The organism is Zoogloea dura (genome assembly GCF_012927165.1).
GTDB lineage: Bacteria > Pseudomonadota > Gammaproteobacteria > Burkholderiales > Rhodocyclaceae > Zoogloea > Zoogloea dura.
The window spans coordinates 215,259-241,560 of record NZ_JABBGA010000005.1; the positions used below are offsets into that span (position 1 = coordinate 215,259).

General features: G+C 67.9%; 24 protein-coding genes. 17 read left to right on the forward strand and 7 right to left on the reverse strand.

The window, feature by feature from the left end; translation table 11 throughout:
* Window positions 1-30: 30 nt before the first annotated feature.
* The 6 genes from HHL15_RS08820 to HHL15_RS08845 all read right to left on the reverse strand — a co-directional run bounded on the left by HHL15_RS08820 (window position 31) and on the right by HHL15_RS08845 (window position 6,977).
* Window positions 31-1,290, reverse strand: coding sequence for a beta-ketoacyl-[acyl-carrier-protein] synthase family protein (locus HHL15_RS08820; protein WP_169145385.1), 1,260 nt, complete (start codon window positions 1,288-1,290; stop codon window positions 31-33).
* A 3-nt stretch (window positions 1,291-1,293) separates the two neighbouring features.
* Window positions 1,294-1,545, reverse strand: a complete 252-nt coding sequence (locus HHL15_RS08825) for an acyl carrier protein (protein WP_169145386.1) — start codon at window positions 1,543-1,545, stop codon at window positions 1,294-1,296.
* 136 nt (window positions 1,546-1,681) lie between these two features.
* Complete coding sequence (locus HHL15_RS08830) at window positions 1,682-3,574, reverse strand: Lnb N-terminal periplasmic domain-containing protein (RefSeq protein WP_169145387.1); 1,893 nt, start codon at window positions 3,572-3,574, stop codon at window positions 1,682-1,684.
* Between the two features lie 46 nt (window positions 3,575-3,620).
* On the reverse strand, window positions 3,621-4,103 hold the full coding sequence (locus tag HHL15_RS08835) for a DUF3015 family protein (RefSeq protein ID WP_169145388.1): 483 nt from the start codon (window positions 4,101-4,103) through the stop codon (window positions 3,621-3,623).
* 141 nt (window positions 4,104-4,244) lie between these two features.
* Window positions 4,245-5,471 (reverse strand): methyl-accepting chemotaxis protein, encoded by a 1,227-nt coding sequence (locus HHL15_RS08840; RefSeq protein ID WP_169145389.1) that lies wholly within the window; start codon window positions 5,469-5,471, stop codon window positions 4,245-4,247.
* 108 nt (window positions 5,472-5,579) lie between these two features.
* A complete protein-coding gene (locus HHL15_RS08845; RefSeq protein WP_169145390.1) occupies window positions 5,580-6,977 on the reverse strand; it encodes an FAD-binding oxidoreductase in 1,398 nt (465 codons plus the stop codon).
* Between the two features lie 135 nt (window positions 6,978-7,112).
* Between HHL15_RS08845 and HHL15_RS08850 the strand changes: the two genes are divergently transcribed.
* The 5 genes from HHL15_RS08850 (at window position 7,113) to HHL15_RS08870 (ending at window position 13,118) form a co-directional block, all read left to right on the forward strand.
* Window positions 7,113-7,493: a RidA family protein gene (locus HHL15_RS08850; RefSeq protein WP_169145391.1), complete on the forward strand. Its 381-nt coding sequence runs from the start codon at window positions 7,113-7,115 to the stop codon at window positions 7,491-7,493.
* A gap of 23 nt (window positions 7,494-7,516) precedes the next feature.
* Window positions 7,517-9,625 carry an ATP-dependent DNA helicase RecG gene (recG, locus tag HHL15_RS08855; protein WP_328825008.1) on the forward strand — a complete coding sequence of 703 codons (2,109 nt, stop codon included), beginning with the start codon at window positions 7,517-7,519 and terminating at the stop codon, window positions 9,623-9,625.
* A gap of 90 nt (window positions 9,626-9,715) precedes the next feature.
* Complete coding sequence (locus tag HHL15_RS08860) at window positions 9,716-10,270, forward strand: chorismate--pyruvate lyase family protein (RefSeq protein ID WP_235943297.1); 555 nt, start codon at window positions 9,716-9,718, stop codon at window positions 10,268-10,270.
* Window positions 10,267-11,148: a 4-hydroxybenzoate octaprenyltransferase gene (gene ubiA / locus HHL15_RS08865; protein WP_169145392.1), complete on the forward strand. Its 882-nt coding sequence runs from the start codon at window positions 10,267-10,269 to the stop codon at window positions 11,146-11,148. Before HHL15_RS08860 ends, ubiA begins: the two co-directional genes overlap by 4 nt.
* A 17-nt stretch (window positions 11,149-11,165) precedes the next feature.
* Complete coding sequence (locus tag HHL15_RS08870) at window positions 11,166-13,118, forward strand: O-linked N-acetylglucosamine transferase family protein (protein WP_169145393.1); 1,953 nt, start codon at window positions 11,166-11,168, stop codon at window positions 13,116-13,118.
* Here the strand turns inward: HHL15_RS08870 and waaA are convergent.
* Window positions 13,115-14,401 (reverse strand): lipid IV(A) 3-deoxy-D-manno-octulosonic acid transferase, encoded by a 1,287-nt coding sequence (waaA, locus tag HHL15_RS08875; protein WP_169145394.1) that lies wholly within the window; start codon window positions 14,399-14,401, stop codon window positions 13,115-13,117. The two genes, HHL15_RS08870 and waaA, sit on opposite strands and share 4 nt — an antisense overlap.
* A gap of 187 nt (window positions 14,402-14,588) precedes the next feature.
* Here waaA and HHL15_RS08880 point away from each other — a divergent pair, with 187 nt between their 5' ends.
* The 12 genes from HHL15_RS08880 to HHL15_RS08935 all read left to right on the forward strand — a co-directional run bounded on the left by HHL15_RS08880 (window position 14,589) and on the right by HHL15_RS08935 (window position 26,280).
* On the forward strand, window positions 14,589-15,596 hold the full coding sequence (locus HHL15_RS08880) for an NAD-dependent epimerase (protein WP_169145395.1): 1,008 nt from the start codon (window positions 14,589-14,591) through the stop codon (window positions 15,594-15,596).
* A 110-nt stretch (window positions 15,597-15,706) separates the two neighbouring features.
* On the forward strand, window positions 15,707-18,109 hold the full coding sequence (locus tag HHL15_RS08885; RefSeq protein ID WP_169145396.1) for a tetratricopeptide repeat protein: 2,403 nt from the start codon (window positions 15,707-15,709) through the stop codon (window positions 18,107-18,109).
* 66 nt (window positions 18,110-18,175) lie between these two features.
* Window positions 18,176-19,894, forward strand: a complete 1,719-nt coding sequence (gene gspE / locus HHL15_RS08890; protein WP_328825009.1) for a type II secretion system ATPase GspE — start codon at window positions 18,176-18,178, stop codon at window positions 19,892-19,894.
* Complete coding sequence (locus tag HHL15_RS08895; protein ID WP_169145398.1) at window positions 19,887-21,122, forward strand: type II secretion system F family protein; 1,236 nt, start codon at window positions 19,887-19,889, stop codon at window positions 21,120-21,122. Before gspE ends, HHL15_RS08895 begins: the two co-directional genes overlap by 8 nt.
* A gap of 30 nt (window positions 21,123-21,152) precedes the next feature.
* Window positions 21,153-21,593, forward strand: a complete 441-nt coding sequence (gspG, locus tag HHL15_RS08900) for a type II secretion system major pseudopilin GspG (protein ID WP_169145399.1) — start codon at window positions 21,153-21,155, stop codon at window positions 21,591-21,593.
* Window positions 21,583-22,080: a pilus assembly FimT family protein gene (locus HHL15_RS08905; RefSeq protein ID WP_169145400.1), complete on the forward strand. Its 498-nt coding sequence runs from the start codon at window positions 21,583-21,585 to the stop codon at window positions 22,078-22,080. Before gspG ends, HHL15_RS08905 begins: the two co-directional genes overlap by 11 nt.
* A complete protein-coding gene (locus HHL15_RS08910; protein WP_206198680.1) occupies window positions 22,077-22,481 on the forward strand; it encodes a type IV pilus modification PilV family protein in 405 nt (134 codons plus the stop codon). Before HHL15_RS08905 ends, HHL15_RS08910 begins: the two co-directional genes overlap by 4 nt.
* A gap of 11 nt (window positions 22,482-22,492) precedes the next feature.
* Window positions 22,493-23,134: a prepilin-type N-terminal cleavage/methylation domain-containing protein gene (locus HHL15_RS08915; RefSeq protein ID WP_169145401.1), complete on the forward strand. Its 642-nt coding sequence runs from the start codon at window positions 22,493-22,495 to the stop codon at window positions 23,132-23,134.
* Window positions 23,135-23,141: 7 nt separating this feature from the next.
* Window positions 23,142-24,050, forward strand: a complete 909-nt coding sequence (locus HHL15_RS08920) for a type II secretion system minor pseudopilin (protein WP_169145402.1) — start codon at window positions 23,142-23,144, stop codon at window positions 24,048-24,050.
* Window positions 24,051-25,079 (forward strand): PilN domain-containing protein, encoded by a 1,029-nt coding sequence (locus HHL15_RS08925; RefSeq protein ID WP_169145403.1) that lies wholly within the window; start codon window positions 24,051-24,053, stop codon window positions 25,077-25,079.
* Window positions 25,076-25,627 (forward strand): type II secretion system protein GspM, encoded by a 552-nt coding sequence (gene gspM / locus HHL15_RS08930; protein ID WP_169145404.1) that lies wholly within the window; start codon window positions 25,076-25,078, stop codon window positions 25,625-25,627. The genes HHL15_RS08925 and gspM overlap by 4 nt, the downstream gene beginning before the upstream one ends.
* A complete protein-coding gene (locus tag HHL15_RS08935; RefSeq protein ID WP_169145405.1) occupies window positions 25,624-26,280 on the forward strand; it encodes a hypothetical protein in 657 nt (218 codons plus the stop codon). The genes gspM and HHL15_RS08935 overlap by 4 nt, the downstream gene beginning before the upstream one ends.
* Window positions 26,281-26,302 lie beyond the last annotated feature (22 nt).

The window sequence follows — 26,302 nt, forward strand, 5'->3', positions numbered from 1 at the left end:
TGGGTCGGAATGTGGTTTGCGGCGGAGGGCTCAGTGTGCCTCGGCCTTGCGGAAGGCCAGGACGGCATTGCAGCCGCCGAAGGCGAAGGAGTTGGACAGGGCCACCCGCGCACCGCTGTTGCGCAGGGCGCCGCCGATGATGTGACGTACACCTTGGCAGGCGGGGTCGATGGTGTCGAGGTTGGCGGTGGGCGGCAGGGCGTCCCGGTGCAGGGCCAGCACCGTGCTCAGGGCCTCGATGGCGCCCGCGGCGCCCATCAGGTGGCCGTGCATGGACTTGGTGGCACTCACCGGCACTTCGGCGGCGCGGGCGCCGAACAGGGTGCGCAGGCTGTCCACCTCGATGGCGTCGCCCTCGATGGTGGCGGTGCCGTGGGCATTGACGTAGTCCACGTCGTCCGGCGACAGGCCGGCGTCGTCCAGGGCCAGGCGCATGGCCCGCACCTGCCCGTCCCGGTCGGGGCGGACCAGGTGGGAGTGGTCGCTGCAGGTGCCGTATCCGACCAGCTCGGCGAGGATGGTCGCGCCGCGTGCCCTGGCATGCTCCCATTCCTCGAGGATCAGGGTGGCGGCGCCTTCGCCGAGGACCAGGCCGCTGCGCCCTGGGTGGAAAGGCCGGCAGCAGCCCGGCGCGCTGTCCTCGTCGCCGAGCGCCACGACGCGCAGGGCGTCCCAGGCCTTCATGACCGCGTAGGCCAGGGGCACGTCGGAGCCGCCGGTGACCATAAGGGTGGCTTCGCCGTTGCGGATGCGCTTGTAGCCTTCGCCGATGGCCGCCGCGGCCGATGCGCAGGCGGCGACGTAGGTGAGGCTGGCGTTGCCGAGGCCGAGCTGGATCGAGATGTGCGATGCGGCCGCGTTGCTCATGCCGAGCACCACCGACAGGGGAGGCAGGCGGTCGCGCCCGTTCTGCCACATTTCCTTGTAGCCGCGCTCCCAGGTGGTGGTGCTCCCCAGCGCCGAGCCCCAGGACACGCCGTGCTCCGGGTTGCCGGCGCCGGTGACCGGGCTGCGTTCGAGGCCCGCGTCCTTCCAGGCTTCGAAGCAGGCCGCGAGCGCCATCTGCACCGACCGGTCGGTGCTGCTGGCGAGGGGGCGGCCGATGGCGGCGTCAGCGTTGAAGTCGGCGCAGTGGATCGCCGGCTGGGTGATCGGGCGGGGCGGCTGGTCGATGGTGTGCAGGCGCACAAAGGACTCCCCGTCGAGGAGGCGTCCGAACATCGAGCGTGCGTCCAGGCCTGCAGGGCTCACGACGCCCAGGCCGGTTACGGCGACACGGCGGGCTGTCATGCTTCAGCCCTGCTTGGCCGTCCGGGCTTCGGCGATGAACGTGTCGACGATGGTGATCAGCTCGCCGATGTTCTTGGGGGTGGGGACATCCCGCTCGAAGATGACGCTGAACTTTTCCTCGCACTCGAAGATCAGTTCGACGAGGAGAAGGGAGTCGATCTTCAATTCCTCCAGTGTCGTCTCCGGCTGGATCGCCGCAGGGTCGACTTCGAGGCGATCATGAAGAAATTCGCGGATGACGGTCAGAGTTTCCATGGCAGGCAAGGGCTGGGGCAAACAGAAAAATCTCGCGTCACGGCGGTGGCTGTGGCGCGAGACAGGCGTCCATCATTTTACCATGAGTGTCCGTTATTACGGACTGTAGGGCTCGCCCGCTGCGACCGGGCCTGCCCTAGAAATAATGCTGCCAGCCGATGCTGATGCGCCGGTCCGCCTCGTCATCGCCCGACCGCTCGATGCGTGTCCAGGTGTAGCCGGCGACCAGGTTGTCCCGGGGGCCGAGGCTTTGCCGCAGGTGCGCCTGCACCTGGCTGCGCTGCAGGTGGTTGTCATTGAACCATTGGTGTCCCGCCTCGAGTTGCAGGCGCAGTCGGGGAGCGGCATCCCACAGCAGGCCGGTCAGGGGGCCGCTGCCGATGGCCCAGTGCTTGTCCAGCTTGCCGTGGACCACGAGCTGGTTTTCCAGGAAGACGTAGCCGATCAGCCGGCCCATCCGGCCATCCCATTCCCAGGCGGCGCCGGGGCCGCCGGCCAGGGTGGGTGAGGTGGCCTGGCTGGCACCCAGGCTGCGCTCCCAGCCGAAGCGGACCTTCCACGAGAGGGGTTGGGTCCAGCTCTGCCGGGGGGCGACCGACACGATGTCCACCGGAAGGAAGCGGTCGATGCGCCAGCCCTGGCCCTGGCGCTGGCTGGCGCCGAGGTCGAAGAAGCGGATCTGGGCACCCCGGGCGTAGCCGGCTTCGGGGTCGAGGAGATCGTGGTAGGCCGGGCGCAGGTCCATGAACAGGGCCGGGTCGCCGCCCAGGCGCCCGGCGCCAAGGCCGAAGCGGCCGGAGGCGTGACCTTGCTCCGGCCGCGGCGGGACCGGGGGCTGGCCGACGTCGATGGTCGGCAGGGTGCTGCGCACGCTCTGGATGCTGCGCAGGCGAGCCAGGGCCTCGTCCTGCTCCAGCTTGCCGGCGTGGCCGCGGTAGGACACCAGCCGGTCGGCGAATTCCAGTTGTTCGATGGCCCGCGGGTCCTGGCCGAGGCTGGCCGGAGGGCGGCGGCCGTCGGCCACGGCGAGGGCGCTGTCCATCTCTTCGGCGGACAGGCGTCCGGCCCGGTAGGCCAGCTCGGTGCCGGCGGCCGGGCGGAAGCTGGCGCCGGCGACGAGCCCCGGAACCGCCACCACGCCCTTCACCGTGTCGACCGGGATGGCGGACAGCGGGAAGCGCTGGGCGGTGCGCAGGCCGGGCCGGGCCACGTCCAGCAGGCGCAGGATCATGTAGGAGCAGTTCTCGTCGAAGAACCAGTAGTCGAAGCGGGTGGCGCCGATCTCCCAGGCGTGGCGGAGCAGCTGGCGGGTTTCGTCGACCGTCAGGGTGAGCGGGTATTCCCACACGTCGCGGCTTTCCATGTCGCTGTATTCGCGCACCTTGGCGTAATACGGCGAGCTGGAGAGAATGCCCGGGTAGAGCCCGGTGAGGCCCTTGGCGGCAAAGCTGAAGCCGTCAGTTGCGTCGGCCTTGGCGGCGTAGTTGATCGTGTAGGCGAGCAGACGGGTGGCTTCGCTCTGGCCGGCCACGTCGATGCGCAGCAGGGTGTGGCCGAACATCGAGGCCGGGCTGTTGACGTAGGCGGACGGGAAGATCAGTGTGGCCCCGGCCGGGTTGATGCCGGCGATCCAGGCCGCCAGGCGCGGGCAGGGCTGGTCCGGCCACGGGGCGGAGCCGGGCAGGCGCGACTTGAGCCAGTGGTAGCGGGCCGGAAAGCGGCACTGGGGGTGATCGTCGGGGGCCTCCGGGCGGGCCGGGGAGAGCAGGGCGGTCAGGCTGGCGTCGAGTTCGGCTGCCGGGTCGCGGGCGCCGTCGGCGGCCAGGAAGAAGCCGGGGTCGTCGGCCAGGCTGCGCCAGTGGCCGCTGAGGGGCGCCGGAGCGTAGTGCAGGAGGTCGACCCAGGCGGGGTCGGCGGCGAGCTCGAGCGCCCGGGCTTCCTGCAGGGCCGGGGGCGTGGGGCTGGCAGATGCGGGCAGGGTGCCGAAGGCGAGGCCCATGGCCGCGGTGATGAGGGCGGAACGTGTCATGAAAAAGCCCTGTGCGGGCACAGGGCTTGATCCGGAGCTGGAGGGCTCAGACCGCGTCGGCGTACTTCGCCAGGCGGGCGTCGGCCTGCAGGGCAGCCTTGAGCTGGGTGGCGATCGACTCGGCAGATTCCACTGAGGCGAAGATCTCGGCGTGGTGGGTCTTGGTCAGGCTGACGAAGGCGGCCTTGTCGGCGGCATCGATCTTCAGCAGCGCGGCAAGGGCGTCGAGGGTTTCACCCTGGCCGGAAGCCGCGTCGCGGGCCAGCTGGGACTTGTTGCCGTCGATGAACAGGGCGGTCTTCCAGTTGGAGGACACCACGCCGTCCTGGCTGCAGCCCAGGGTGCCGGAGGTGATGCCGAAGGTCTGGTTGCCGAAGGTGCCGTTGGTGGTGACGGCGAGCACTTGCGGGCCGACGCCCTTCTGGCCTTCGAAGACCTTGGAACCGAGGCCGCAGGAACCAACGTTGTTGGCGGCAGCGAAAGCCGTGACGGGTAGGAATACAACCAGCGGGAACAGCAGTTTTTTCATGGCACTTACCCTCAGTTTGGTTATCTTTTGTCAGAACCGGCATTGCGGCCTGGCCGCGATGCCGACGGAATGGTAAGCGATTCCGTTTTTGCGGGTGTCCGGATTTTCAGGCAGCTGTTGTATTCCTGCAAATGACCCGCTTCAGAAGAGATCCACCTCGCCGGCATTGACGTCTGTTTGCATCACTGATTCAAAGCGGATCTGCTCGGCCGAGCGGGACGAGGCCTGGAGCAGGGACGACAGGGTCTCGATGCGGCGCTGGATGCGGGCGAGGCCGTCCCGCTCTTCCACGTCCCGGTGCACGTCGAAGAAGCCGTGGGCGTACTCGCTCATGAAGTCGGTGTGCTGGCGCAGTTTGCCGAGCAGCTGGCTGACGATGTCCTCGAACTGCATCGACAGGACGCCCTGCATCACCAGGCGCTGGATGGCTTCGGACACTTCGTTGATGCGCCGGGACTGCTCGCCGGCGCGCTGGGTGAGTTCGCGCATTTCCCGGCCCATGGTGACGACGCTGGTCTGGGAGGCTTCGGCCCGGCTGATGTCGGTGGAGGCGGTGACGTCCACCGCGCTGCCCACGTCGTCGATGGCGGAATGGATCTCGTGGAGCAGGGTGTCGATCTGCTCGCTGAACTTCTCGGTGCGCTGGGCCAGCTTGCGGACCTCGTCGGCCACTACCGCAAAGCCGCGGCCGGCCTCCCCGGCGCGGGCCGCCTCGATGGCCGCGTTGAGGGCCAGCAGGCCGGTCTGGCTGTTGATCTGGCTGACCTCGGTCATCAGGCGGCTGACCGCGTCCACCTTGCCGCGCATGGTGGTGAAGCGCTCCGCGATGTCGGCGCCGCTGCTCTTGAGCTGCTGCACGGTGGCCACGAAGGCGTTGAGGGTGCCGTGGGTTTCTTCGGCAAAGCGCTCCAGGCTGGAGTTGGTCGCGGCGCTGTCGTGGGCGCTGGAGAGGGTCACCAGCTCGTCGGCCAGTTGTTGCAGGGAGTCGGGCCGGGCGCCGCCATTGCCGGTGAGGCTGCGGTTGAGATCGCCCAGCGCGTTGGAGAACACGTCCTGCATCTGCCCCAGGGATTCCCGCAGGCGGTTGAACTGGGTCTCGCTCTCCCCGGCGATCTGTGCGCACAGGCCGTCGTAGGCCTGCACGCCGTTGTTGATGCGCTCCCGCTGCAACTGCTGGTTGCGCCGGGCCCGGTTGCGGGCCCGGTGGCTGATCAGAGTTGCCGCGAGCAGCGAGAGGATGGTGCCGACGCCGAAGGCATAGGCCAGCCAGTCCGGCCCGCCGACCGCGGTGTGGGTGATGCTGCCCACGGCGAGGAGAGTTCCGGACAGTGTTGCAATGTCGTCGGCGCGGAGGGGCGATGCATGCATGGGTCGGCTCGGGTTGTGGTCGTTATCCGGGTTTATCGACCGGAGCCGGGGTGACTTGATGGGGTTTGTGATGGATGTCACGCCCCTTGCGGGTTTATGGCATAGATTTCAAGACTTTTCCCGGGTTCTCAAGACTTTTCCCGGGTTCATCAGGTTCAGCGGGTCCAGGGCGGCCTTGAGGGCGGCCATCACGGCGACGCCTTCTCCGTGCTCGGCCAGTAGGAAGTCGCACTTGCCGATCCCGATGCCATGCTCGCCGGTGCAGGTGCCGTCGAGGGCCAGCGCGCATTCCACAATGCGCCGGCCGAGCTCTTCGGCGGCGTGCACCTGGGCCGGATCGTCCGGGGTGGTGAGGATCACCACGTGGAAGTTGCCGTCGCCCACATGGCCCACCACCGGTGCGGTGAGGCCGCTTTCGGCGATCGCCGCCTGGGCGCCGGCGATGGCTTCGGCCAGGCGCGAGATGGGCACGCAGACGTCGGTGGAAATGCCGCGGCTGCCGGGCTGAAGGGCCAGGCTGGCGTACAGCACGTCGTGGCGCGCCTGCCACAGGCGGCTGCGGTCTTCCGGGCGGGTGGCCCACTCGAAGCCCTCGCCGCCGTTGTCGGCGGCAATCTCCTGGACCGTGCGGGCCTGTTCCTCGACGCCATTCGGCGAGCCGTGGAATTCGAAGAAGAGCATCGGCGATTCGGGCAGGCTGGTCTTGCTGTAGCGATTGACCGCATGCACGGTCAGGGCGTCGAGCAGCTCGATGCGCGCCACCGGCACGCCGAGCTGGATGGTCTGGATCACCGTCTGCACGGCGCTGGCCACGTCCGGGAAGGAGCAGGTGGCGCTGGAGACCGCTTCCGGCAGAGGATGCAGGCGCACGGTGACCTCGGTGATCACGCCGAGGGTGCCCTCCGCGCCAACGAACAAACGGGTCAGGTCGTAGCCCGCCGAGGACTTGCGCGCCCGGCCGCCGGTGCGGATGACCCGTCCGTCGGCCAGCACCACCTCCAGGGCCAGCACGTTCTCGCGCATGGTGCCGTAGCGCACGGCGTTGGTGCCGGAGGCGCGGGTCGAGGCCATGCCGCCGAGGGAGGCGTCGGCGCCCGGGTCGATCGGGAAGAACAGGCCGCTGCCGTGCAGGGCCGCGTTGAGGGTCTTGCGGGTCACGCCGGGCTGCACCACCGCGTCCATGTCCTCGTTGTGGATGGCCAGCACCTGGTTCATCTCGGACATGTCCAGGGTCAGGCCGCCGCGGGTGGCCAGGATGTGGCCTTCCAGGGAGCTGCCCGCGCCGAAGGGGATCAGCGGCACCTGGTGGCTCCGGCACAGATTCACCACCTCGACCACCTCGGCGGTCGAGTGGGGCCACACCACGCCGTCGGGCAGGGCGTCGGGGAAGTGGGACTCGTCGTGACCATGATGGGCGCGTACCGCCTCGGCGGTGGAGAAGCGCTTGCCGAAGCGCTCGGACAATTGCTGGATCAGGGATTCGGGCAGGAGTGCGGGCAAGGACATGCTGGCGGCCGGAATGATTGAAAACGGTTAGGTTAGCGCCATTCCCTGCATGCCACTATCCACTTCCCGGTAAACTTCCGGGTTCCTTGCAGTGTTTGACCCCCCTGTTTTCGACCCTGTCCCACGGAGAGACCCATGTCCAAGCAGATCATCGCCACGCCGAATGCCCCCGCCGCCATCGGCACCTACTCCCAGGCCGTCAAGGCCGGCAACACCGTTTACCTGTCCGGCCAGATCGGCCTGGACCCGGTTTCCATGCAGATGGTGGAGGGCTTCGAGGCCCAGACCGTGCGCGTCTTCGAGAACCTCAAGGCGGTGGCCGAGGCCTCCGGCGGCTCCCTGGCCGATGCGGTCAAGCTGACCATCTACCTGACCGACCTGGCCAACTTCGCCAAGGTCAATGAGGTGATGTCCCGCTACTTCGCCGAGCCCTACCCGGCCCGCGCCGCCGTGGGCGTGAAGGAGCTGCCCCGCGGTGCGGTGGTGGAAGCCGATGCGATCCTGGTGATCGGCTGAGTCCTCCTCAAGTTCCCGCCGCCGTGAGCGTCGAGCCCGTCGCGGAAGCCGGCGCCGTAGCGCCCGCAGCAACCGCGCCGCCCAAGAAGCCGGCGGCGCGGGGCTGGCCGGGCGTCGGGCCACAGCTGGCCGAGCGCCTGGCGAAGATCGACGTCTTCTCGGCGGCCGACCTGATCCTCCATCTGCCCCTGCGCTACGAGGATGAAACCCACCTGACCCTGCTGGCGGACGTGCGCCCCGGCATGCCGGCCCAGTGCGAGGTGGAGGTCCTCTCCTGCGAAGTCACCCTGCGGCCCCGCCGCCAGCTGGTGGCACGGGCTGCCGATGCCAGCGGCGAGGTGATGCTGCGCTTCGTGCATTTCTACCCCAACCAGCAGAAGCAGCTGGCCGTGGGGGCCCGCCTGCGCATCTTCGGTGAGCTGCGCGACGGCTTCTTCGGGGCCGAGATGATCCACCCGCGGGTGCGCCCGGTGAATGCCGGCGAACCCCTGCCGGAGAGCCTCACCCCGATCTACCCCACCACCGCCGGCCTGGCCCAGTCGGCCCTGCGCAAGCTGGTGGCCGGCGCGATGCGCCACAACGCCCTGCGCGACGAGCTGCCGGACGAACTGCGCCGCCGCCTCAACCTGCCGGCCCTGCCCGATGCACTGCGCCTGCTGCATGCGCCGCCGCCGTCGGTGTCGGCCCTGGACATCGAGGATCGGGGGCATCCGGCGTGGCAGCGCATCAAGCTCGACGAACTGCTGGCCCAGCAGATCTCCCTGCGCCGGGCCTATGCGGCCCGCCGCGCCAAGAACGCCCCGTCGCTGCCCCCGCGCGAACGCCTCACCCGTGACCTGCTCGAACAGCTCCCCTTTGCACTGACCGGCGCCCAGAGCCGGGCCTTTGCCGAGATCGCCGGCGACCTGGCTTCTGACCACCCCATGCAGCGCCTGCTGCAGGGCGACGTGGGCAGCGGCAAGACCTGCGTCGCCGCGCTGGCCATGCTGCAGGCCGCCGAGAACGGCCGCCAGGCGGTGCTGATGGCGCCCACCGAGATCCTCGCCGAGCAGCACTACCGCAAGCTCGCCGTGTGGCTGGCGCCCCTCGGCATCGAGGTGGCGTGGCTGTCCGGCAGCCGGCGCAAGAAGGAGCGCGAGGCGACCCTGGCCCGCCTGGCCAGCGGCGAGACCCTGCTGGCGGTGGGCACCCACGCCCTCATCGAAGATCCGGTGGCCCTGCCGCTGCTGGCCCTGGCGGTGGTGGACGAGCAGCACCGTTTCGGCGTGCGCCAGCGCCTGGCCTTGCGCGAAAAGGGGCAGGCCGGCGAATCGCCGCACATGCTGATGATGTCGGCCACCCCCATCCCGCGGACCCTGGCGATGAGCTACTACGCCGACCTGGATGTGTCGGTGCTCGACGAACTGCCGCCCGGCCGTACGCCCATCGTCACCAAGCTGATCAAGGACGAGCGCCGCGACGAGGTGATCCAGCGCGTCCGCGACGCCTGCCTGCAGGGGCGCCAGGCCTACTGGGTGTGTCCGCTGATCGAGGAGTCCGAGGCGCTCCAGCTGAAGACCGCCCAGGAAAGCTACGAGATGCTCTCCGAGGCACTGCCGGAACTGAAGATCGGCCTGGTCCACGGGCGCCTCAAGAACGACGAGAAGTCCGCCACCATGGCCGCCTTCGTGGCCAACGAGGTCCAGGTGCTGGTGGCCACCACGGTGATCGAAGTGGGGGTGGACGTGCCCAACGCCAGCCTGATGGTGATCGAGCACGCCGAGCGCTTCGGCCTCGCCCAGCTGCACCAGCTGCGTGGCCGGGTCGGGCGGGGCGTGCATGAATCCGTGTGCATCCTGCTGTTCGCCCAGCCCCTGTCGCAGACCGGACGGGAACGCCTGAAGGCCATCTACGAGCATACCGATGGCTTCGTGATCGCCCGCGAGGACCTGCGCATCCGCGGCCCCGGCGAGTTCATCGGCGCCCGCCAGAGCGGCGTGCCCCTGCTGCGCTATGCCGACCTGGAAGAGGATGCCGCGCTGGTGGACATCGCCCGCGGGTTGGCCGAGGACATCCTGCGCGACATGCCACGGGTGGCGGATGCCGTCACCGCCCGCTGGTTCGGCGGGCGGGCGGCCCTGCTCAAGGCCTGATCCGGCCGGTCTGCAGGAGGGCGGCTGGCCGCCCATGCGGCGGCGCACTACAATGCGGCGGCTTCATCCACCGCCCTGACCGATCCCTACATGACCCTCGCCCACTTCCCGGGCCGCGATCCCTTCCGCATGGCCGCCTGGCGCGCTCCCCGCGGCATGCGCGGCTGGCTCACCGACGACCGCTCCCTGACGGCGCGCATCCGCTCCCGTTGCGGGCGCTTTGCGCTGCAGGTCGTCAGCCAGGGCAAAGGCGTGGTGCTACCCGACGAGATGGCCGCTCTCGGCATTCATCGCCACGGCAGGCTGTGGCAGCGGGAGGTCCTGCTGATCGCCGACGGTGAGCCCGTCGTCTTTGCCCGCTCGCTGGTGGCCACCACCACCATCCCGGCCGCCTGGCACCTGCTGCACGGACTGGGTGGGCGGCCGCTGGCGGCAGTATTGTTCGACGACCCGCGGGTGCGTCGCTCGCCCCTGGAGGCCGCCCGCCTGGATGCCCGCGATTCGCGCTGGCACCATGCCGCCTCCGCCACCCGCAACGCGGATCTGCCGCCCCTGTGGGCCCGGCGCTCGGCCTTTCGCCGGGACGGCGCACCGCTGCTGGTCACCGAAGTCTTCCTGCCTTCCATCCGGAATCTTGCCCCATGAGTAGCCTGAGTCTTTCCCAGCGCTTGTCCGAGTACGGCAAGCTGATGCGCATCGACAAGCCCATCGGCATCCTGCTGCTCCTGTGGCCGACCCTGTGGGCCTTGTGGGTGGCCGCAGAGGGGCGGCCGGCGCTGCTGCTGCTGGTCATCTTCACGCTGGGTACGGTGCTGATGCGCTCGGCCGGCTGCGTCATCAACGACTACGCGGACAAGGACTTCGACGGCCACGTGGAGCGCACCCGCAACCGCCCCCTGGCGGCCCGTCGGGTCAGCCCCCGGGAGGCCCTGCTGCTGGCCGCCGGGCTGTCGCTGTTGTCGCTGCTGCTGATCCTGCCGCTCAACGGCCTGACCATCGCCCTGAGCGTGCCGGCGCTTTTCCTCGCCGGCAGCTATCCCTTCACCAAGCGTTTCCTGGCCATTCCCCAGGCCTACCTGGGGATTGCCTTCGGCTTCGGCATTCCGATGGGCTTTGCCGCCGTGACCGGGGCCGTGCCGGTCGAAGCCTGGGTGATGCTGCTGGCCAACGTCTTCTGGGCGGTGGCCTATGACACCGAGTACGCTATGGTGGACCGCCCCGACGACCTCAAGATCGGCATCAAGACCTCGGCGATCACCTTCGGCCGCTTCGAGGTGACCGCCATCATGATCTGCTATGCGGTGACCCTGGCCCTGCTGGCCTGGGTCGGCCTGCGCACCGGGGCAGGAGTCTTCTTCCTGGCCGGCCTGGCCGGCGCAGCGGGGCTGATGGCTTACCACTACACCCTGATCCGCGAGCGCGACCGCCCGCGCTGCTTCAAGGCTTTCCTGCACAACAACTGGGTCGGCGCGACGATTTTCGCCGGCTGGGCGGCGGACTACCTGTTCCGCGCGCCGGTCTGAAACACGGCGGAATGACGATGAAAGACGGCAGAAATGCACCCTGTGCCTGCGGCAGCGGGCGGAAGTTCAAGCTGTGTTGCGGGCGCACGCAGGCAGGGGCGCCGACGCCCGAGGCGCAGCAGCATCTGGTCGCCCTGTTCCGGGCTGGCCTGTTCCCCGAGCTGGAGCGTCAGGCGGCGGCCCTGGTGGCCCGCTGGCCGGGCCATGGGCCGAGCTGGAACTTCCTGGGGGTCGCCCAGCTGGCCCAGGCCAGGGATGCCTTCGAAGCCCTCGGCCGGGCGGCGAGCCTGTTGCCCGGTGATCCGACGGCCCAGAACAACTTCGGCAATGCACTGAAGGACAGGGGGCGTCTGCTGGAGGCTGCCGACTGTTTTGCGCGCTCGATTGCGCTGCGCCCCGACAATCCCCGGGCGCACCTCAATCTGGGCGCGGTGCTGAAGGACCTGGGGCGGCTGGGCGAGTCGGCGGAGTGTTCCCGCCGGGCCCTGGCCCTGCAGCCCGACTATGCCGAGGCCTTGAGCAACCTGGGGATGGTCCTGCGCCTGCAGGGGCGCCCCGGCGAGGCGGAGGGCATCTTCCGGCGCGCCCTGGCGGCCAAGCCGGATTTCGTCGCGGCCCGCATGGGCCTGGCGATGAGCCTGTGCGACCAGGGGGACATGCATGGCGCGGAGCAGGGGCTGCGCGAGGCCCTGGCGCAGAAACCCGATTCCCTGGAGGCCCGTAGCGCCCTGCTCTTCGTGCTGAATTACCAGCCGGGGCGTGCCGCCGCCGAACTCCTCGAGGAAGCGCGCCTGTTTGGCCAGGCGGTCAGCCGTCAGGCCAGGCCCTTCACGGCCTGGCGCGGGAAGCCGGAGCCCGGCCGCCGCCTGAGGATCGGCTTCGTGTCTGGTGACTTCTGCCAGCACCCAGTGGGCCAGTTCATCGAACACGTCCTGGCGGCGCTGGGGAGCACCCATGCCGGCCGGCTGGAGCTGCATGCCTACCATGCACAGCATTACACGGACGGCCTGACCGCAAGGCTGAAGCCCCTGTTCAAGGGCTGGCGGATGGTTGCGGGCATGTCTGACGCCGTGCTGGCTGAGCAGATCCATCGCGATGGCATCGACATTCTCATCGATCTCTCGGGACATACCTCCCACAACCGGCTGCCGGTCTTCGCCTGGAAGCCCGCGCCGGTGCAGATGACCTGGCTGGGCTACCTGGCGACCACCGGTGTGCCGGGCATGGACTACCTGCTGGCGGACGAGCAGGTGCTGCCTGCCGAGGCGGAAGCGGCCTTCACGGAGCAGGTCGTGCGAATGCCGAAGAGCTACGTGTGCTTTACATCGCCGCGGGACGAGACGCCGCTGGCGGCGCTGCCTGCCCTGGCCCAGGGCGGGGTCACCTTTGGCAGCTTCAACAACCTGAGCAAGCTCAACGAAGAGGTCCTGGCCCTGTGGGCCCGCATCCTCGCCGCCGTGCCTGGGAGCCGGCTGCTGCTGAAGGCTCGCCAGCTGGCCGATGAGGCGGTTCGGAGCCGCCTGACCGTTTTTTTCGAGACGCGGGGGGTGAGTGCCGACCGATTGCTGCTGCTCGGGCATGTGGCCCGCGATGCGCACCTGGCGACCTATGGCCAGGTCGATATCGGTCTTGATCCCTTTCCCTACCCCGGCATCACCACGACCGTCGAGGCGCTGTGGATGGGGGTTCCGGTGGTGAGCCTGGCCGGAAGCAGCTTCATGGCGCGTCAGGGCGTGGGCTTGTTGACCCATGTCGGCCTCGCGGACTGGCTGGCCGACAGTGCGGAGGCTTATGTGGCGACGGCCGTCCGTCAGGCGGCAGACATAGAGGGGCTGGCGCGTCTGCGGGCCGGGCTGAGGAGCCGCTTGCAAGCGTCGCCGGTGTTCGACCAGCATGCCTTTGCCGATGATTTCGAGGCGATGCTGCGGCAGCTCTGGCGTAACTGGTGCGCCGGGCAGGCCGCTATCTAGTGTCTGCCTGAGCCGCTCCGGGCCTGCAGCAGGGGCGCCAGCAGGGCCAGGGTGCGCTCGGTGGCGCCCCGGTGCTGCTGGGCAAAATCCAGGCCGGCAGCGCCGATGGCCTTGCGCCGGGTCGGGTTGCGCAGCAGCTCCATGGCAAGTGTCAGCCCTCTCGTCAGGTCCTCGGCCCGTAGGGCGGCGCCGGCTTCTATGGCCTGTTCGCAGACCACCTTGAAATTGAAGGTGTGGGGGCCGACGATCACAGGGCAGCCCGTGGCACTGGCCTCGATGGGGTTCTGGCCACCCAGTTCCTTCCAGGAACCGCCGATCAGCGCCAGGTCGGCCGCATGGTAGTAGGCGTACATCTCTCCCATGGAGTCCCCGAGCCAGACCCGCGTGTCGGCCATCACGGGGTCATTGCCCGAGCGCCGCTGCAAGCTGAGCCCGGCGCGCCTGACCAGGCGGGCGACCTCCTCGAAGCGCTGAGGGTGGCGGGGTACCAACACCAGCAGGACCTCTGGCGGGCAGAGGTTCACCAGGGCTTTCAGCAGGAGCTCTTCCTCGCCTTCGCGGGTGCTGGCGGCCAGCACCACCTGGCGCGGCCCGAAGCGGTTGCGGAACGTGGCGCCGAGTACCTGCATGGCGGGCGGGGGAGCGATGTCGAACTTGATGTTGCCGGTCACCATGACGTAGCGGGCACCAAGCCCGCTCAGGCGTCGGCCGTCGCCTTCGGTCTGGGCGCCGATTGCCGACAGGCCGGCGAAGGCGTTCCGCGCCAGGGCGCCGGCGCGCCCATAGCCGCGGGCTGAGCGCTCCGACAGGCGAGCATTTACCATCACCAGCGGCATGCCCTTGCGCTGGCAGCCGGCGATCAGGTTGGGCCACACCTCTGTTTCCATCAGGATACCGATGCGGGGACGGAAATGACGCAGGAAGCGGTCGACCGCCGAGGGCAGGTCGTAGGGAAGATAGACGCTTTGCACCCGGGGCTGCAGCTTGCCGAAGAGTTCGACGGCTGTTGCGCGTCCGGTGGGCGTCATGTGGGTCAATAGCAGGCTGCACTCGGGATGGGCCTCGAGCAGGGCATGCACCAGCGGGGCGCTGGCCCGGGTCTCGCCGACGGATACGGCGTGCAGCCAGATCACCGGGCCGTCGAAGCGAACCGTATGGCGACCAATCCGTTCCCCCAGGTGTTGCAGGTATTCAGGCTGGCGACGCGCGCGCCACAGCAGGCGCAGGCCCGCCAGGGGAATTGCCAGATACCAGAGGGCTGTATAAAGGGCTCGAAGGATCAAGGGGATAGGCTGTGCCGCAGGAACGCGAAGTATAACTGTCGTTGCAGACGACACGCTTGCCTCGCCGCGCCGATTTACCCTGTCATGCTCCCGTGCGAGAATCCGGGGCTGTTGGCCGATTATCCGGGCGTCGTTTTTGGCTCCGGCCGGTCTGTTGCATTCAATCCCACGAAATTCTTCTGCGACCATGAAAATTCTCGTTACCGGCGCCGCCGGTTTCATCGGCATGCACACCAGTCAGCTCCTGCTGGCGCGAGGCGATCAGGTGGTCGGTCTCGACAATCTCAACGATTACTACGAGGTCCAGCTCAAGCATGACCGCCTGGCCCGCCTGACACCCCACGAGAACTTCCGCTTCGTGAAGCTGGATGTGGCCGACCGGGAAGGGATGGAGAAGCTCTTCGCCGAAGAGAAGTTCGACCGGGTCATCCACCTGGCCGCCCAGGCCGGCGTGCGCTACTCCCTGGTCAATCCCCATGCCTATGTCGAGAGCAACCTGACCGGCTTCATGAACATCCTGGAAGGCTGCCGCCACAACAAGGTGCAACACCTGGTCTATGCCAGCAGCTCCAGCGTGTATGGCGGCAACACCAGGATGCCCTTCTCGGAGCACGACAGCGTCGATCATCCGGTCAGCATCTACGCCGCCACCAAGAAGGCCAACGAGCTGATGGCCCACACCTACAGCCATCTCTACGGCCTGCCCACCACCGGGCTGCGTTTCTTCACCGTGTATGGCCCCTGGGGCCGGCCCGACATGGCGCTGTTCCTGTTCACCAAGGCGATCCTCGAAGGGCGTCCGATCGACGTCTTCAACCACGGCAAGATGAAGCGCGACTTCACCTATGTGGATGACATCGTGCAGGGCGTCATCAAGACCCTCGATCACGTGGCGGAACCCGATGCGGCCTACAACGCCGACAGCCCCGATCCCGGCACCAGCAACGTGCCTTACCGGGTCTTCAACATCGGCAACAACAACCCGGTCGAGCTGATGGCCTTTGTCGAGGCCATCGAGAATGCCCTGGGCATCGAGGCCCAGAAGAACTTCCTGCCGTTGCAGGACGGCGATGTGCCCGCCACCTACGCCAATACCGACGCCCTCAACGCCTGGACCGGCTTCGTGCCGGCTACCCCCGTGCCGGTGGGGATCAGTCGTTTCGTCGAGTGGTACCGGGGCTACTACGGGAAGTAATTGCCTGCATGAAGACCCGCCCCGGCGTGAGGGGCGGGCGGCACTTTGTGTGATCGTCAGATGGCGTGTCGGTTAAACTGTCGGTTGCGTCTGTCGGATTACCTTGAACGATGAAACCACGTTTCGCCCTCGGCATGCTCGCCGCGAGCCTGCTGAGCCTGTCTGGCCCTGCTTTCCCTGCCACCACCCCCGCATCCGAACCGGCTCCCCTGGTAGCGTTCCAGGCTTATCCGGCACGCCTGCAGGTTGCCCGGGAGGCAGTGGAAAGGGCCGCGCAGGGCGGTCGGGCCGACGCGCTGAAACTGGCCGCTGCCCTCAATGAGCTGGCCGTCATCCACATCCTCAATGCCGACCATGCCGAGGCACAAGACGCCCTCGAGCGTGCGCTTTCCATCCGGGAGGGGCAGCTTGGCGCCGATCACCCGGACGTGGCCACCACCCTCGGCAACCTGGGCCTGGTCTATCTCGGCCAGGGCCGGCTGGACAAGGCCGGAGCGCCCCTCGAACGGGCCCTGGCGATCCGCGAGAACGTGCGCGGTTATGCCAGCGTCGAGGTGGCCAATTCCCTCAACAACCTGGGTGCTTTCCGCAAGGCTTCCGGCGAATATGCCCGCGCTGCGCTGCTGCACAAGCGCGCCCTGACCTTGCGCGAGCGCGCCCTGTCGCCGACGCATCCGGACGTGGCCATGTCCCTGGCCAACCTGGCAGAACTGTACCGCGCCCAGGGTCTCTTCCCGGCCGCCGAACCCCTGCAGACGCGTGCCCTGGCGATCCGCGAAAAAGCGTTGTCAGCCGATCATCCCGACCTCGCCGCTTCGCTGGCCGACCAATGCGAGCTGCTGCGCGAGCAGGGGCGCTATGCCCAGGCCGAGGCGCTGTGCGAGCGCGCCCTGGAGATCAGCGAGAAGGCGCTCGGCGGTGCGCATCCGGACGTGGCGCGGGCGCTGCTGGTCAAGGCCGACCTGTACCGGGCCCAGTACCGCTTTGCCGCCGCCGAGCCCCTGCATGTGCGTGCCCTCGACATCATCGAGAAGCGCCTCGGCCGCAAGCATCCCGAGGCGGCGACGGCCCGGGTTCGCCTGGCCGAGCTGTACATGGACCAGCGCCAGTACGCCCTGGCGGAGCGCCTGTTCCGGCAGGCCCGGGAGATCCGCGAGGATCGCCTGGGCCGGGAGCATCCGGACCTCGCCGACGTGCTCGTCCGGCAGGCCCGGGCGGTGAGTGCCCTGGGGCGTCAGCAGGAAGCGGACGAGAGCCTTGATCAGGCTTTCCTGATCCTTCGCGACAGTGCCTGGGCTGATCATCCGGCCCTCACGCTGGCCGAGCTGACCCGGGCCCGCGTGGCGGTGGCGCGGGGCGACCTGGCGCGCGCCGAGCCGCTGTACCGGAGGGCCCTGGCCATGCGCGAGAAGAATCTCCCGGCGGGCCACCCCGCGGTGGCCCGGGCGCGCACCGCGCTGGCCGAACTGTATCGCCTGCAAGGCCGCTACGTGGATGCAGTGCCCCAGTTCAACCGCTCCCTCGATGCCCTGGAAAAGATCTTCGGCGCGACCCACCCCGAGTTGATGTCACCACTCAGCGGACTGGCCGCGATCAGCCGCGCCAAGGGCGAGCAGCGCGCCACCGAAGGTTATGACAAGCGTCTTCTGGCCGTTCAGGAAGCCTGGCTGGGGCCGGACAATCCGACCGTGCTGGCCTCGCTGGAAAGCCAGGCGGATGCCTATCTCGCCAGCAAGCGCTATACCGATGCCGCACCGCTCTACACCCGCCTGATCGCCGGCAGCGAGATCCGTCTGGGGGCGGCCAGCCCGGCCTTCGATGCCCTGCTGGAGCGGGTTGCCGGCATCCACAAGGCCAACGGCAACCAGGCCGAGGCCGAGCTGTTGTACCGGCGGCTGCTGGCCCTGCGGGAAGCTCGTCCGGGCGCTGACGCGGACCCGTCGATTCCCAATCTGCGCCTGATGCTGGCCGACCTGGCCTTCGCCCAGGGGCGCTACGCGGATGCGGCGACCGACTATCGCTACCTGCTGGAAACCCGCGCGGTGGTCTTCCATGAGGGCAATACCCAGACCGGGGTGCTGCTCAACAACCTCGGCGAATCCCTGCGCCTGCAGGGCAAGAGCGAGGAGGCCGAGGCGAGCTACGTGCGGGCCATCGCCATCCTGCGCCGGGCCGGCGGGTCGCAGCACCCCGAGCTGGCCAATGCAGAGAACAACTACGGGGTCTCCCTCTTCAACCGCAAGGCCCTGGCCGAAGCCGAGCCGCATCTGCTCGAAGCCCTGCGCATCCGCGAGCAGGTGCTGGCCCCGACCGACCTGGACCTCGCCACCTCCCTCAACAACCTTGCCAGCCTGCGCATCGCCCGCGGAGATTCGGCCGGTGCGGTGCCCTTGCTCGAACGTGCCCGCGTCATTGCCGACAAGCATCCCCAGGGGGCTGCGCTGAAGGTCGGCATCCGCCGCATGCTCGAGTCCGCCCGGGCGGTGAGTCAGCCGAAGGGCGACGCCCAGTGAGCGTATCTGGCTCCGCCCGGCCCCGCGCAGGGGCTGGCGGCGGGCGCCAAGGACATGGATTTTCAAGTGACTGAACAGACCGTCTCTTCCGACCCGCCTCTGCGCCCGATGCTGGGCGAACTGCTCATTGCCGATGGCAAGCTCGGGGCCCGCGACCTGGAGCGCGCCCTGTCGGCCCAGGCCGAGATGGGCGGCATGCTGGGCACGGTGCTGGTCCGCCTGGGTGTGGTTTCCGACCTGGACGTGGCACGGGTGTTGTCCCGGCAGCTGGGCATCCCGCTGCGCACCGCCGATTCCTTTTCGGCCGACCTGCCCCTGCCCGAAGGCGTTTCTCCGGATTTTCTGACGGCCCACCGGGTCCTGCCCCTGTCCGAGACGGATGGTGTGCTGACGGTGGCCTGCGTCGAGCCCCAGAACCCCTTCATCGCCAAGGCCTTGTCCCTGGCCACCGGGCTTCAGGTACGGGTGGCGATCGGTCTCGAAACCGAGATCGAGGCCGCCTTGAAGAACCTGCTGGAGGCGCCGCCGGAAGAGGATGACGAGCTCGGCCGCAGTGGTGATTTCGACGAGGGTGGCGATTTCATCGAGCACCTGAAGGACCTCGCCAGCGAAGCGCCGGTGATCCGCCTGGTGAATCACATCGTGGCGCGGGTCATCGACCTGAAGGCTTCCGACATCCACCTGGAGCCCTTCGACGACGGGCTCTACGTGCGCTACCGGGTGGACGGGGTGATCCAGGTCGGCGAGGTGGTGGCGCCCTCGATGGCGCCGGCGGTGGTGTCGCGGGTCAAGCTGCTGGCCCACCTCAACATCGCCGAGCGGCGCCTGCCCCAGGACGGCCGCATCAACCTGCGCATCAAGGGCCGGGAGCTCGACCTGCGGGTGTCCACGGTGCCCACCGTGCACGGCGAGAGCGTGGTGATGCGGGTCCTTGACCGGGCCAGCATCCGCTTCAGCCTCAACGAGATGGGCTTCAGCGCCGACACCCTGCGCGTCTTCGAGTCGCTGTTGCAGCGCCCCCACGGCATCCTGCTGGTGACCGGCCCGACCGGCTCCGGCAAGACCACCACCCTGTATGCGGCCCTGGGCAAGCTGGACGCCCGGGCCACCAAGATCATCACCGTCGAGGATCCGGTCGAATACCAGCTCGGCGGCATCAACCAGATCCAGGTCCATCCACAGATCGGCCTGACCTTTGCCAGCGCCCTGCGGGCCATCCTGCGCCAGGATCCGGACATCATCATGATCGGTGAAATGCGGGATGGTGAAACCGCGCAGATCGCCGTGCAGTCGGCCCTCACCGGCCACCTGGTGCTATCGACCCTGCACACCAACACGGCGGCCGGGGCGGTGATCCGCCTCCAGGACATGGGGCTGGAGCGCTACCTGATCACCTCCTCGGTGAACGGGGTGCTGGCCCAGCGCCTGGTGCGCAGGTTGTGCACGGCCTGCAAGTCGCCCCTGGACCTGGACGAGAGCGTGCTCGAGCGCAGCGGCCTGAAGCGTTTCATGCCGGCCGGCAGCCGGCAGGTCTACAACCCGGTGGGCTGCCCGGCCTGCCGTCAGACCGGTTATTCGGGCCGCACCGGCATCCACGAACTCTTCGTCCTGGGCGAGGACATGCACCAGGCCATCATCTCTGGCGCCGATGCCACCGAGCTGCACGAGACGGCCCGCAAGTCCGGCATGTTCACCCTCTACGAGGACGGTCTGCGCAAGGTTGCCGCGGGCGAGACCAGCCTGGAGGAAGTCCTCCGCGTGACCCAGGATCAGGGGCATGCCTGAGTACGCCTATCAGGCGGCCGACGCCAAGGGGGCGCGTCGCGATGGCGTCATCGAGGCGGCCTCCGAAGACGCCGCCCTGCGCACCCTGCGTGCCCGTGGCCTGACGCCCCTGCGTGTGTCCGCTCGTGCCGACGTGGCAACGCCTGGCGCCAGCGCCATCCCTGCCGCCGGAGCCAGGGTCGCGGCCAAGGGCAAGCCGACCCAGGTGGATCTGCTCGGCTTCACGTCCGAGCTGGCCATCATGCTGCGGGCCGGCCTGTCCCTCGACCGGGCGCTCAAGGTGCTCATCGGCATGAGCCACAAGGCCTCCGTGGGCGCGCTGCTGGCCGGTGTGCTGGACGCGGTGAAGGGCGGCGCGCCCCTCAGCCGGGCGATTGCACCGCACCGGGAGTTCTTCGGCGATTTCTATATCAACATGGTGCGATCCGGCGAGATCGGCGGCCAGCTCAGCGAGGTGCTGACGCGCCTGGTCGAGCACCTGGAGCGGATCCGGGCCCTGCGCGAAAGCGTCATCTCGGCGATGATCTACCCGGCCATCCTGCTGCTGGTGGCGGTGATCTCGGTGGTGGCGATGCTGGGTTTCGTGGTGCCGCAGTTCGAGTCCCTCTTCAAGGATATGGGCGATGCCCTGCCCACGCCGACCCGCATCGTGGTTGCGGTGGGGCATTTCTTCACCGATTACGGCCTGTTTCTCGCAGTGGGCGTGTTCCTGGCCGGCGGCGCCGCCGCCAAGTGGCTGGCCTCGCCGGCCGGCCGCCAGTGGTGGCAGGGCTGGATCCTGCGGGTGCCGGTGTTCGGGCGCATCTTCCTCAAGTACGAGATCACCCGCTTCACCCGATCCCTGGGCACCCTGCTGGGCAACGGCGTGCCGGTCATCTCGGCGCTCAACATCGCCACCGAAACGGTGGGCAATGTGCATGTGCGCAGCGCCTTCGGCGGCGTCGCGCCGGCGATGAAGGGGGGCGGCCGGATGACCGAGGCGCTGTACAAGACCGGGCTGTTTGAACCGATGGCGATCAATCTGGTCCGTGTCGGAGAGGAAACCGGCAGGCTCGACAGCATGATGCTGGAACTGGCCCGCATCCTCGACCGGGAGGTGGAGACCAGCATCAAGCGTGGCCTGACCCTTCTCGAACCCTTGCTAATTCTGACTCTCGGCGTGATGATCGCCGGGATCATCGTCTCCATCCTGATGGGCATCCTGTCCGTCAATGATCTGGCGGTTTAGCCTTGTTTTACTTAGAAATCCGGAGTTTTCATGGTGCATGATTCCCCTTCCTACCGCCGCGCGAAAGTGGCCGGCTTCACCCTGGTCGAACTGCTGGTGGTGCTGGCCATCCTGACCCTGCTGGTCGGCCTTGTCGGTCCGCGCATGCTCAACCAGCTCGGTGGTGCCAAGAGCAAGACCGCCGGTGTGCAGATCAGCGATCTCGAGAAATCCCTCGAGCTCTTCAAGCTCAGCGTGGGGCGCTTCCCTACTGACGAAGAAGGTCTGGACGCTCTGGTCAAGAAGCCGGCGTCCGCCAATGGCTGGGATGGTCCTTACCTGAAGGGCGGTACGGTGCCCCTCGATCCCTGGAACAATCCCTACAAATACAAGCGTGCGGCCAATGGTGCCGAGGTCGAGATCCTGTCCCTGGGCGCCGATGGGGCGCCCGGCGGCGAGGGCGAGAACGCTGACGTCCGTAATGGCAAGTAGTGTTGCCGGCCCGGCCGTCAGGCCGGGCCGCACGAAGGCGCGTGGCGCCTTCGCAGGTTTCACCCTCATCGAGCTGATCGTTACCTTTGCGGTGATGGCGCTGTTTCTGGGGCTGGCGCCGGTGGCCTTCGGCAAGCTGATGGAAGCATCCCATTACCGCAGCACGGTCCGCCACATGCTCGCGGGCATGGTGTCCGCCCGGCAGCAATCCATCACGAGCGGGCGAAGCACCGTCTTCTCGGTGGATCTCGAGAAGCGCCTGTTCGGCCCCGAGGGCAAGATGGACAACAGCTTCCCGGATTCGGTGCAGGTGCGCCTGGTGGTGGCAGGCATCGAGTCGGACCGGCGTGGCGGCAGCATCCGTTTCTATCCGGGCGGAGGTGCCACCGGTGGCAGCGTCGATGTGCTGCGTCCGTCGGGTGAGGGGGTGCGCCTGAGGGTGGATTGGCTGCTCGGCTCGGTGAGCCAGGAGCCCATCAGCCGATGAGTCTGCACAATGCCCGCCGGCAGCGGGGTTTCTCCCTTCTCGAGGTGCTGGTGGCGTTTGCCATCATGGCCATGTCGCTGGTGGTGCTGTACCGCACCAGCGGCGGCAGCGTGAAGGCGGTGGCGGATGCCGGGCTTTACGACCGCGCCGTGCGTACTGCCCGGTCGGTGCTGGCCATGCAGGATGGTGTGCCGCCCGCGGGGCTGGCCCTCGATGGCGAGGACGCAGGGATGCGCTGGCAACTGCGAACCTCGCCCTATCCGGTTCCGGCTGGCAGTGGGGCGGTGGTGCCCCTGCACCGGGTGGAGGTGGTGGTCTATTTCGGCAGTGACGGTGCCCGCTCGATCAGCCTGGCGGGTCTGCTGCCCCAGCTCAAGGCGCCACCGGGGGCGCCGCGGTGAGGCGCATCCGGATGTCGAAGCAGGGTGGCTTCACCCTGGTCGAGCTGATCATTTCCCTGGTCATCGTGGCTGTCATCATGGTCGGGCTGTTGGCTGCCCTGCGCTCTTTCGGCGTGACGGACGAGAAGCTGGAGCGGCGCCTCGCGCAAGCCGACGAGCGGCGTGTGGTGTCGGGCTTCCTCGAGGATGTGCTGGGCCAGGCGGTGCTCAGGCCCCGTCTGGCGATGGCCGGCAAGCCCGAGGAGAGCTGTTTTGTCGGTGGTCCGGACAGCCTGGAGTGGGTTGGTGTGATGCCGGCACGTCATGGTGTCGGTGGGCTCCATTATTTCCGGCTGTACTGGGCGGGCGATGGCCGCCGCGCGGCCCTGATGCTCGCCTATCTGCCTTTCGCAGGCCTCGATGCGCCACTGCCCGACTGGAGCCTGGCAGAACGTCGGGTGCTGGTCGAGGATGTGAGCGGTTTTGCCTTGCGCTATCAGCTTGAAGATGGGGGTGAGTGGCTGGGGCAGTGGCGCAACACGGTGGATTCGCGCCGGGTGGGGCGGGTCGGAGTGGCTCTGGCGGCGGGGGGCTCGGAGTGGCCTTTGCTGGTGGTGCCGGTGCGCAGCTTGGTGAGTGCGGGGGCCATGGGACGGATCGTCAATGGACCTTAGAGCACGCATGCGTGGCAGCTCGCGACACCGCCAGCAGGCCTATGCCCTGGTGGCGGTGATGTGGATGGTCAGTGCCCTGATGGTGCTGGTTTCCGCGCTGGTCTACCAGGCGCGTACCGAGATCCGTGTTGTTTCCGCCGGGCGTGATGCCCTGAGCGCGGCAACGCGTGGTGATGCGGCGATCCAGCTGGCGCTTGCCGCCATCGTGGGGGAGCCGCGTGCCTTCACCTACCAGCGCGCTCTCGATGTGACGTTTGAGGGGCAGGGGATCCGGGTGCTCGTCACTCCGCTCAATGGCCTTATCTCCCTCAACGGCGCGCCGGCGCCGCTGCTGGAGGCGATGTTCGTGCGTGCTGCGGGGCTTGATCCGGCCCTGGCTGGCGCTTTGGCGGAGCGGATTGTCGATTGGCGGGATTCGGATTTGGCGCCCCTGCCCAGGGGGGCGGAGGCTCCTGATTACCTGGCGGCGGGCAGCCCCTATCGGCCTCGCAACGGGCCTTTCGAAGCGCCCGAGGACCTGCTTCAGGTGCTTGGAGTGGACCTGGAAACCTATGATAAAATTAAGAACTTGATCACCGTCGATGGTGGTTCGGCGCTCACCAATCCGCTCGCGGCACCGCAGGAGGTCTTGCTGGTGCTGGCCCAGGGCAATGCCGCTGTCGCCGACAGGATTGCCACTGCACGGGATGCAGGGCAAGTGCAGGTTGATACCACCAGTCTGATGCAGGAATTCACCGATCAATCCTCCTCTTCGCGTTTCCGGCTCCAGGCCTTTGTCCCGACTGGTGACGGCCGGGCCATCGTGCGCACCCAGGTCGTCGATGCGAGCCCTGTGTCCTCCCCCCGTCTGCCGTGGCGCGTGATGCGTGTTGAGCGCCCTTATGGTGCCGGTGACATTTCCGGTGCGCCTCGCTGAATGACGTCTGCAAAGAATCAATACAGCCTGTTCGGGCTGGATCTCGCTGCGGTGGGGCGCTACTACGTGGAAGGCTGGCGGGAGGCCGCCGACTGGCGGGTGTTCCGCTGGTTGAGCCCGCGCCGGCCGGTGCGTGTCCTGGATTCGACAGGGCAGGCCAGCGTGCGTCTTGGTCGCTCCTCCGAAGCCGTCGACTTCAAGGGGGCGGTTGAGGCGCTGGCGGTCGAACTGCCCGAAGATCTGGTGCTCCGCCGGGCATTGGTGCTGCCGCAATTGTCGGACGCCGATATCGAGGCTGCGGTAGGGCTGGATGCTCGCGGCGCCAGCCCCTTTCCCGAGGCCGACCTCGTCTGGGGGTTCGTGCGACGTACGGCGGCTGATGGCCAATCCCTGAAGATCGAATCCGTGCTGTCGTCACGCGCCCTGATCGGCCGGCACCTCGAGAGCCTGGCCTCGGTGCTTGACGGACGTTCGCCGGAAGTCTGGGCGGGCGGCGCGATGCCCATTCCACTGAGGGGGTTCGGTGAGGAGGGGCGGCGGCGGGGCCTGGGTCTGGGTCGTGCCGTGAACATCCTGCTGGTGGTCGTTGCCGTGATCCTGGCGGCCCTGGTGGCCTTGACGCCCCTGTTGCAATTGCGGCTGCAGGTCATCGATGCCATTGGCCAGAATGAGCGCCTGCTCAAGGCGGCGGCCCCCCAGGCGGCCTTGCGCGCCGATCTGATGCGTTTCAATGCCAATCTCGAGTTGATCGGCAAGTATGTCGCCCAGTATCCCAATGCCTTGCTGACACTGGATGAGTTGTCCCGCTTGCTGCCCGACGATGTCCTCGTCAATACCCTGGAGTTCAAGGGGGATGTTGTCCGGCTGTCCGGCCAGGCGGCCAATGCCGCCAAATTGCTCGACCTGCTCGCGAGCCAGCCGGGGTATGTCGAAGTGAAGGCGCCTTCGGCCACCACCCGGGTGCAGGGCAGCGCCAAGGAGTATTTCACCATCGAGTTCAAGATCCGTCGCGGAGACAAGGCGCCATGAGTCTTGTCCGTCATCGCGCTGCGATTTCCGTTGGTCTGACGATTGCAATTGTCGTGGCGATCCTGGCTGCCGCAGGGTTCTACGCCTGGGAGCGTCAGCAGGCTGCTGAGTCGGCGCTTGCCGATATCGAGCCGCGCCATGCGCGTCTGCTGGGCCTGCAGGGTTCCGATGTGCCCCTCAAGAAGGCTGTGCTGGGGGCTTTCGAGGGTTTGCGTCGCTGGGCCTACCCGTCCGATCAGGATCCGGGCAAGGCAGGTAATGACGTGCAGCAGCGGGCGCGCCGTGCCGCAGAAGTGGGGGGCATGAACATCGTCAGCAGCCAGGTCCTGCCGCCGCGGGTGGAAGGGGGCGTCGAGCAGATCCCCGTGTCCCTGACCCTGGAAGGTCCGTTGCAGAGCCTGCAGGCCACGCTGGCCAACATGACAGGAGATCGTCCGACGATCTTCATCGACACCCTCGGTCTGCGGTCGATCGACAAGGGTGATCCGAAGCAGCCCCAGCAGGTTTCGGCGACCCTGGTTGTCATTTCCTTGCGCATGCAGCCATGAGGATCCGGCTCTGGCAGGTGCTCATCATGCTTGATCTGGCCTTGGCAGGAGGGCTGGCGGCGCTATGGCTCGACGAGGATTTCGATCCCAAGCATGTCACCTGGCATGCGCCCGCACCCATCGTCCCGGCGGCAGACTCCCTGGAGCTGGCCCGGATCGAGGCGCCGATGAACGATCTTGCCCGGCTTAATGCCACCAGTGAGCGGCCTTTGTTCTGGGTCACCCGGCGGCCGCCTCCGCCACCTCCGCCGCCGGAGAAGACGGCCGAGCAGCAGGAGCCGGACCCCTTTGCCGACATCCGCATCGTGGGCCTTGTCGATGCAGGCGAGGGCAGCGGTGCGATGGTGCTGACCGGAGGCAAGTTCCGGCGCGTGCAGCTTGGCGAACCCCTGGGGGCCTGGATACTGGATGGTGTGGAGGGTATGACGGCCCGCTTCAAGAGCCCCTCGTCTGGAGAGTTGCGGACAGTGGATCTGAAGCATGCGGTACAAGGAGCTGCTTCCGGTGTCGTCCAGACGGGTGGTTTTGGGGGGGATGGTCCCAAGGTGACGGGGGCGGATGGCCGGGTCATGTCCGTGGCTGAGGCTGTTGCCGAGAGGCGTGCGCGCAAGGCTGCCCTGCTGGCACGCGGCAGGGCAGTGCCTGCAAAGTGATCAAACGAACGGATTTTCGACG

What these genes read in the sequence shown, in the direction of transcription:
- HHL15_RS08820 (WP_169145385.1), bottom strand. Translation starts at nt 1,290, where the DNA reads ATGACAGCCCGCCGTGTCGCCGTAACCGGCCTGGGCGTCGTGAGCCCT.
- HHL15_RS08825 (WP_169145386.1), bottom strand. Translation starts at nt 1,545, where the DNA reads ATGGAAACTCTGACCGTCATCCGCGAATTTCTTCATGATCGCCTCGAA.
- HHL15_RS08830 (WP_169145387.1), bottom strand. Translation starts at nt 3,574, where the DNA reads ATGACACGTTCCGCCCTCATCACCGCGGCCATGGGCCTCGCCTTCGGC.
- HHL15_RS08835 (WP_169145388.1), bottom strand. Translation starts at nt 4,103, where the DNA reads ATGAAAAAACTGCTGTTCCCGCTGGTTGTATTCCTACCCGTCACGGCT.
- HHL15_RS08840 (WP_169145389.1), bottom strand. Translation starts at nt 5,471, where the DNA reads ATGCATGCATCGCCCCTCCGCGCCGACGACATTGCAACACTGTCCGGA.
- HHL15_RS08845 (WP_169145390.1), bottom strand. Translation starts at nt 6,977, where the DNA reads ATGTCCTTGCCCGCACTCCTGCCCGAATCCCTGATCCAGCAATTGTCC.
- HHL15_RS08850 (WP_169145391.1), top strand. Translation starts at nt 7,113, where the DNA reads ATGTCCAAGCAGATCATCGCCACGCCGAATGCCCCCGCCGCCATCGGC.
- HHL15_RS08860 (WP_235943297.1), top strand. Translation starts at nt 9,716, where the DNA reads ATGACCCTCGCCCACTTCCCGGGCCGCGATCCCTTCCGCATGGCCGCC.
- ubiA (WP_169145392.1), top strand. Translation starts at nt 10,267, where the DNA reads ATGAGTAGCCTGAGTCTTTCCCAGCGCTTGTCCGAGTACGGCAAGCTG.
- HHL15_RS08870 (WP_169145393.1), top strand. Translation starts at nt 11,166, where the DNA reads ATGAAAGACGGCAGAAATGCACCCTGTGCCTGCGGCAGCGGGCGGAAG.
- HHL15_RS08880 (WP_169145395.1), top strand. Translation starts at nt 14,589, where the DNA reads ATGAAAATTCTCGTTACCGGCGCCGCCGGTTTCATCGGCATGCACACC.
- HHL15_RS08885 (WP_169145396.1), top strand. Translation starts at nt 15,707, where the DNA reads ATGAAACCACGTTTCGCCCTCGGCATGCTCGCCGCGAGCCTGCTGAGC.
- HHL15_RS08895 (WP_169145398.1), top strand. Translation starts at nt 19,887, where the DNA reads ATGCCTGAGTACGCCTATCAGGCGGCCGACGCCAAGGGGGCGCGTCGC.
- gspG (WP_169145399.1), top strand. Translation starts at nt 21,153, where the DNA reads ATGGTGCATGATTCCCCTTCCTACCGCCGCGCGAAAGTGGCCGGCTTC.
- HHL15_RS08905 (WP_169145400.1), top strand. Translation starts at nt 21,583, where the DNA reads ATGGCAAGTAGTGTTGCCGGCCCGGCCGTCAGGCCGGGCCGCACGAAG.
- HHL15_RS08910 (WP_206198680.1), top strand. Translation starts at nt 22,077, where the DNA reads ATGAGTCTGCACAATGCCCGCCGGCAGCGGGGTTTCTCCCTTCTCGAG.
- HHL15_RS08915 (WP_169145401.1), top strand. Translation starts at nt 22,493, where the DNA reads ATGTCGAAGCAGGGTGGCTTCACCCTGGTCGAGCTGATCATTTCCCTG.
- HHL15_RS08920 (WP_169145402.1), top strand. Translation starts at nt 23,142, where the DNA reads ATGCGTGGCAGCTCGCGACACCGCCAGCAGGCCTATGCCCTGGTGGCG.
- HHL15_RS08925 (WP_169145403.1), top strand. Translation starts at nt 24,051, where the DNA reads ATGACGTCTGCAAAGAATCAATACAGCCTGTTCGGGCTGGATCTCGCT.
- gspM (WP_169145404.1), top strand. Translation starts at nt 25,076, where the DNA reads ATGAGTCTTGTCCGTCATCGCGCTGCGATTTCCGTTGGTCTGACGATT.
- HHL15_RS08935 (WP_169145405.1), top strand. Translation starts at nt 25,624, where the DNA reads ATGAGGATCCGGCTCTGGCAGGTGCTCATCATGCTTGATCTGGCCTTG.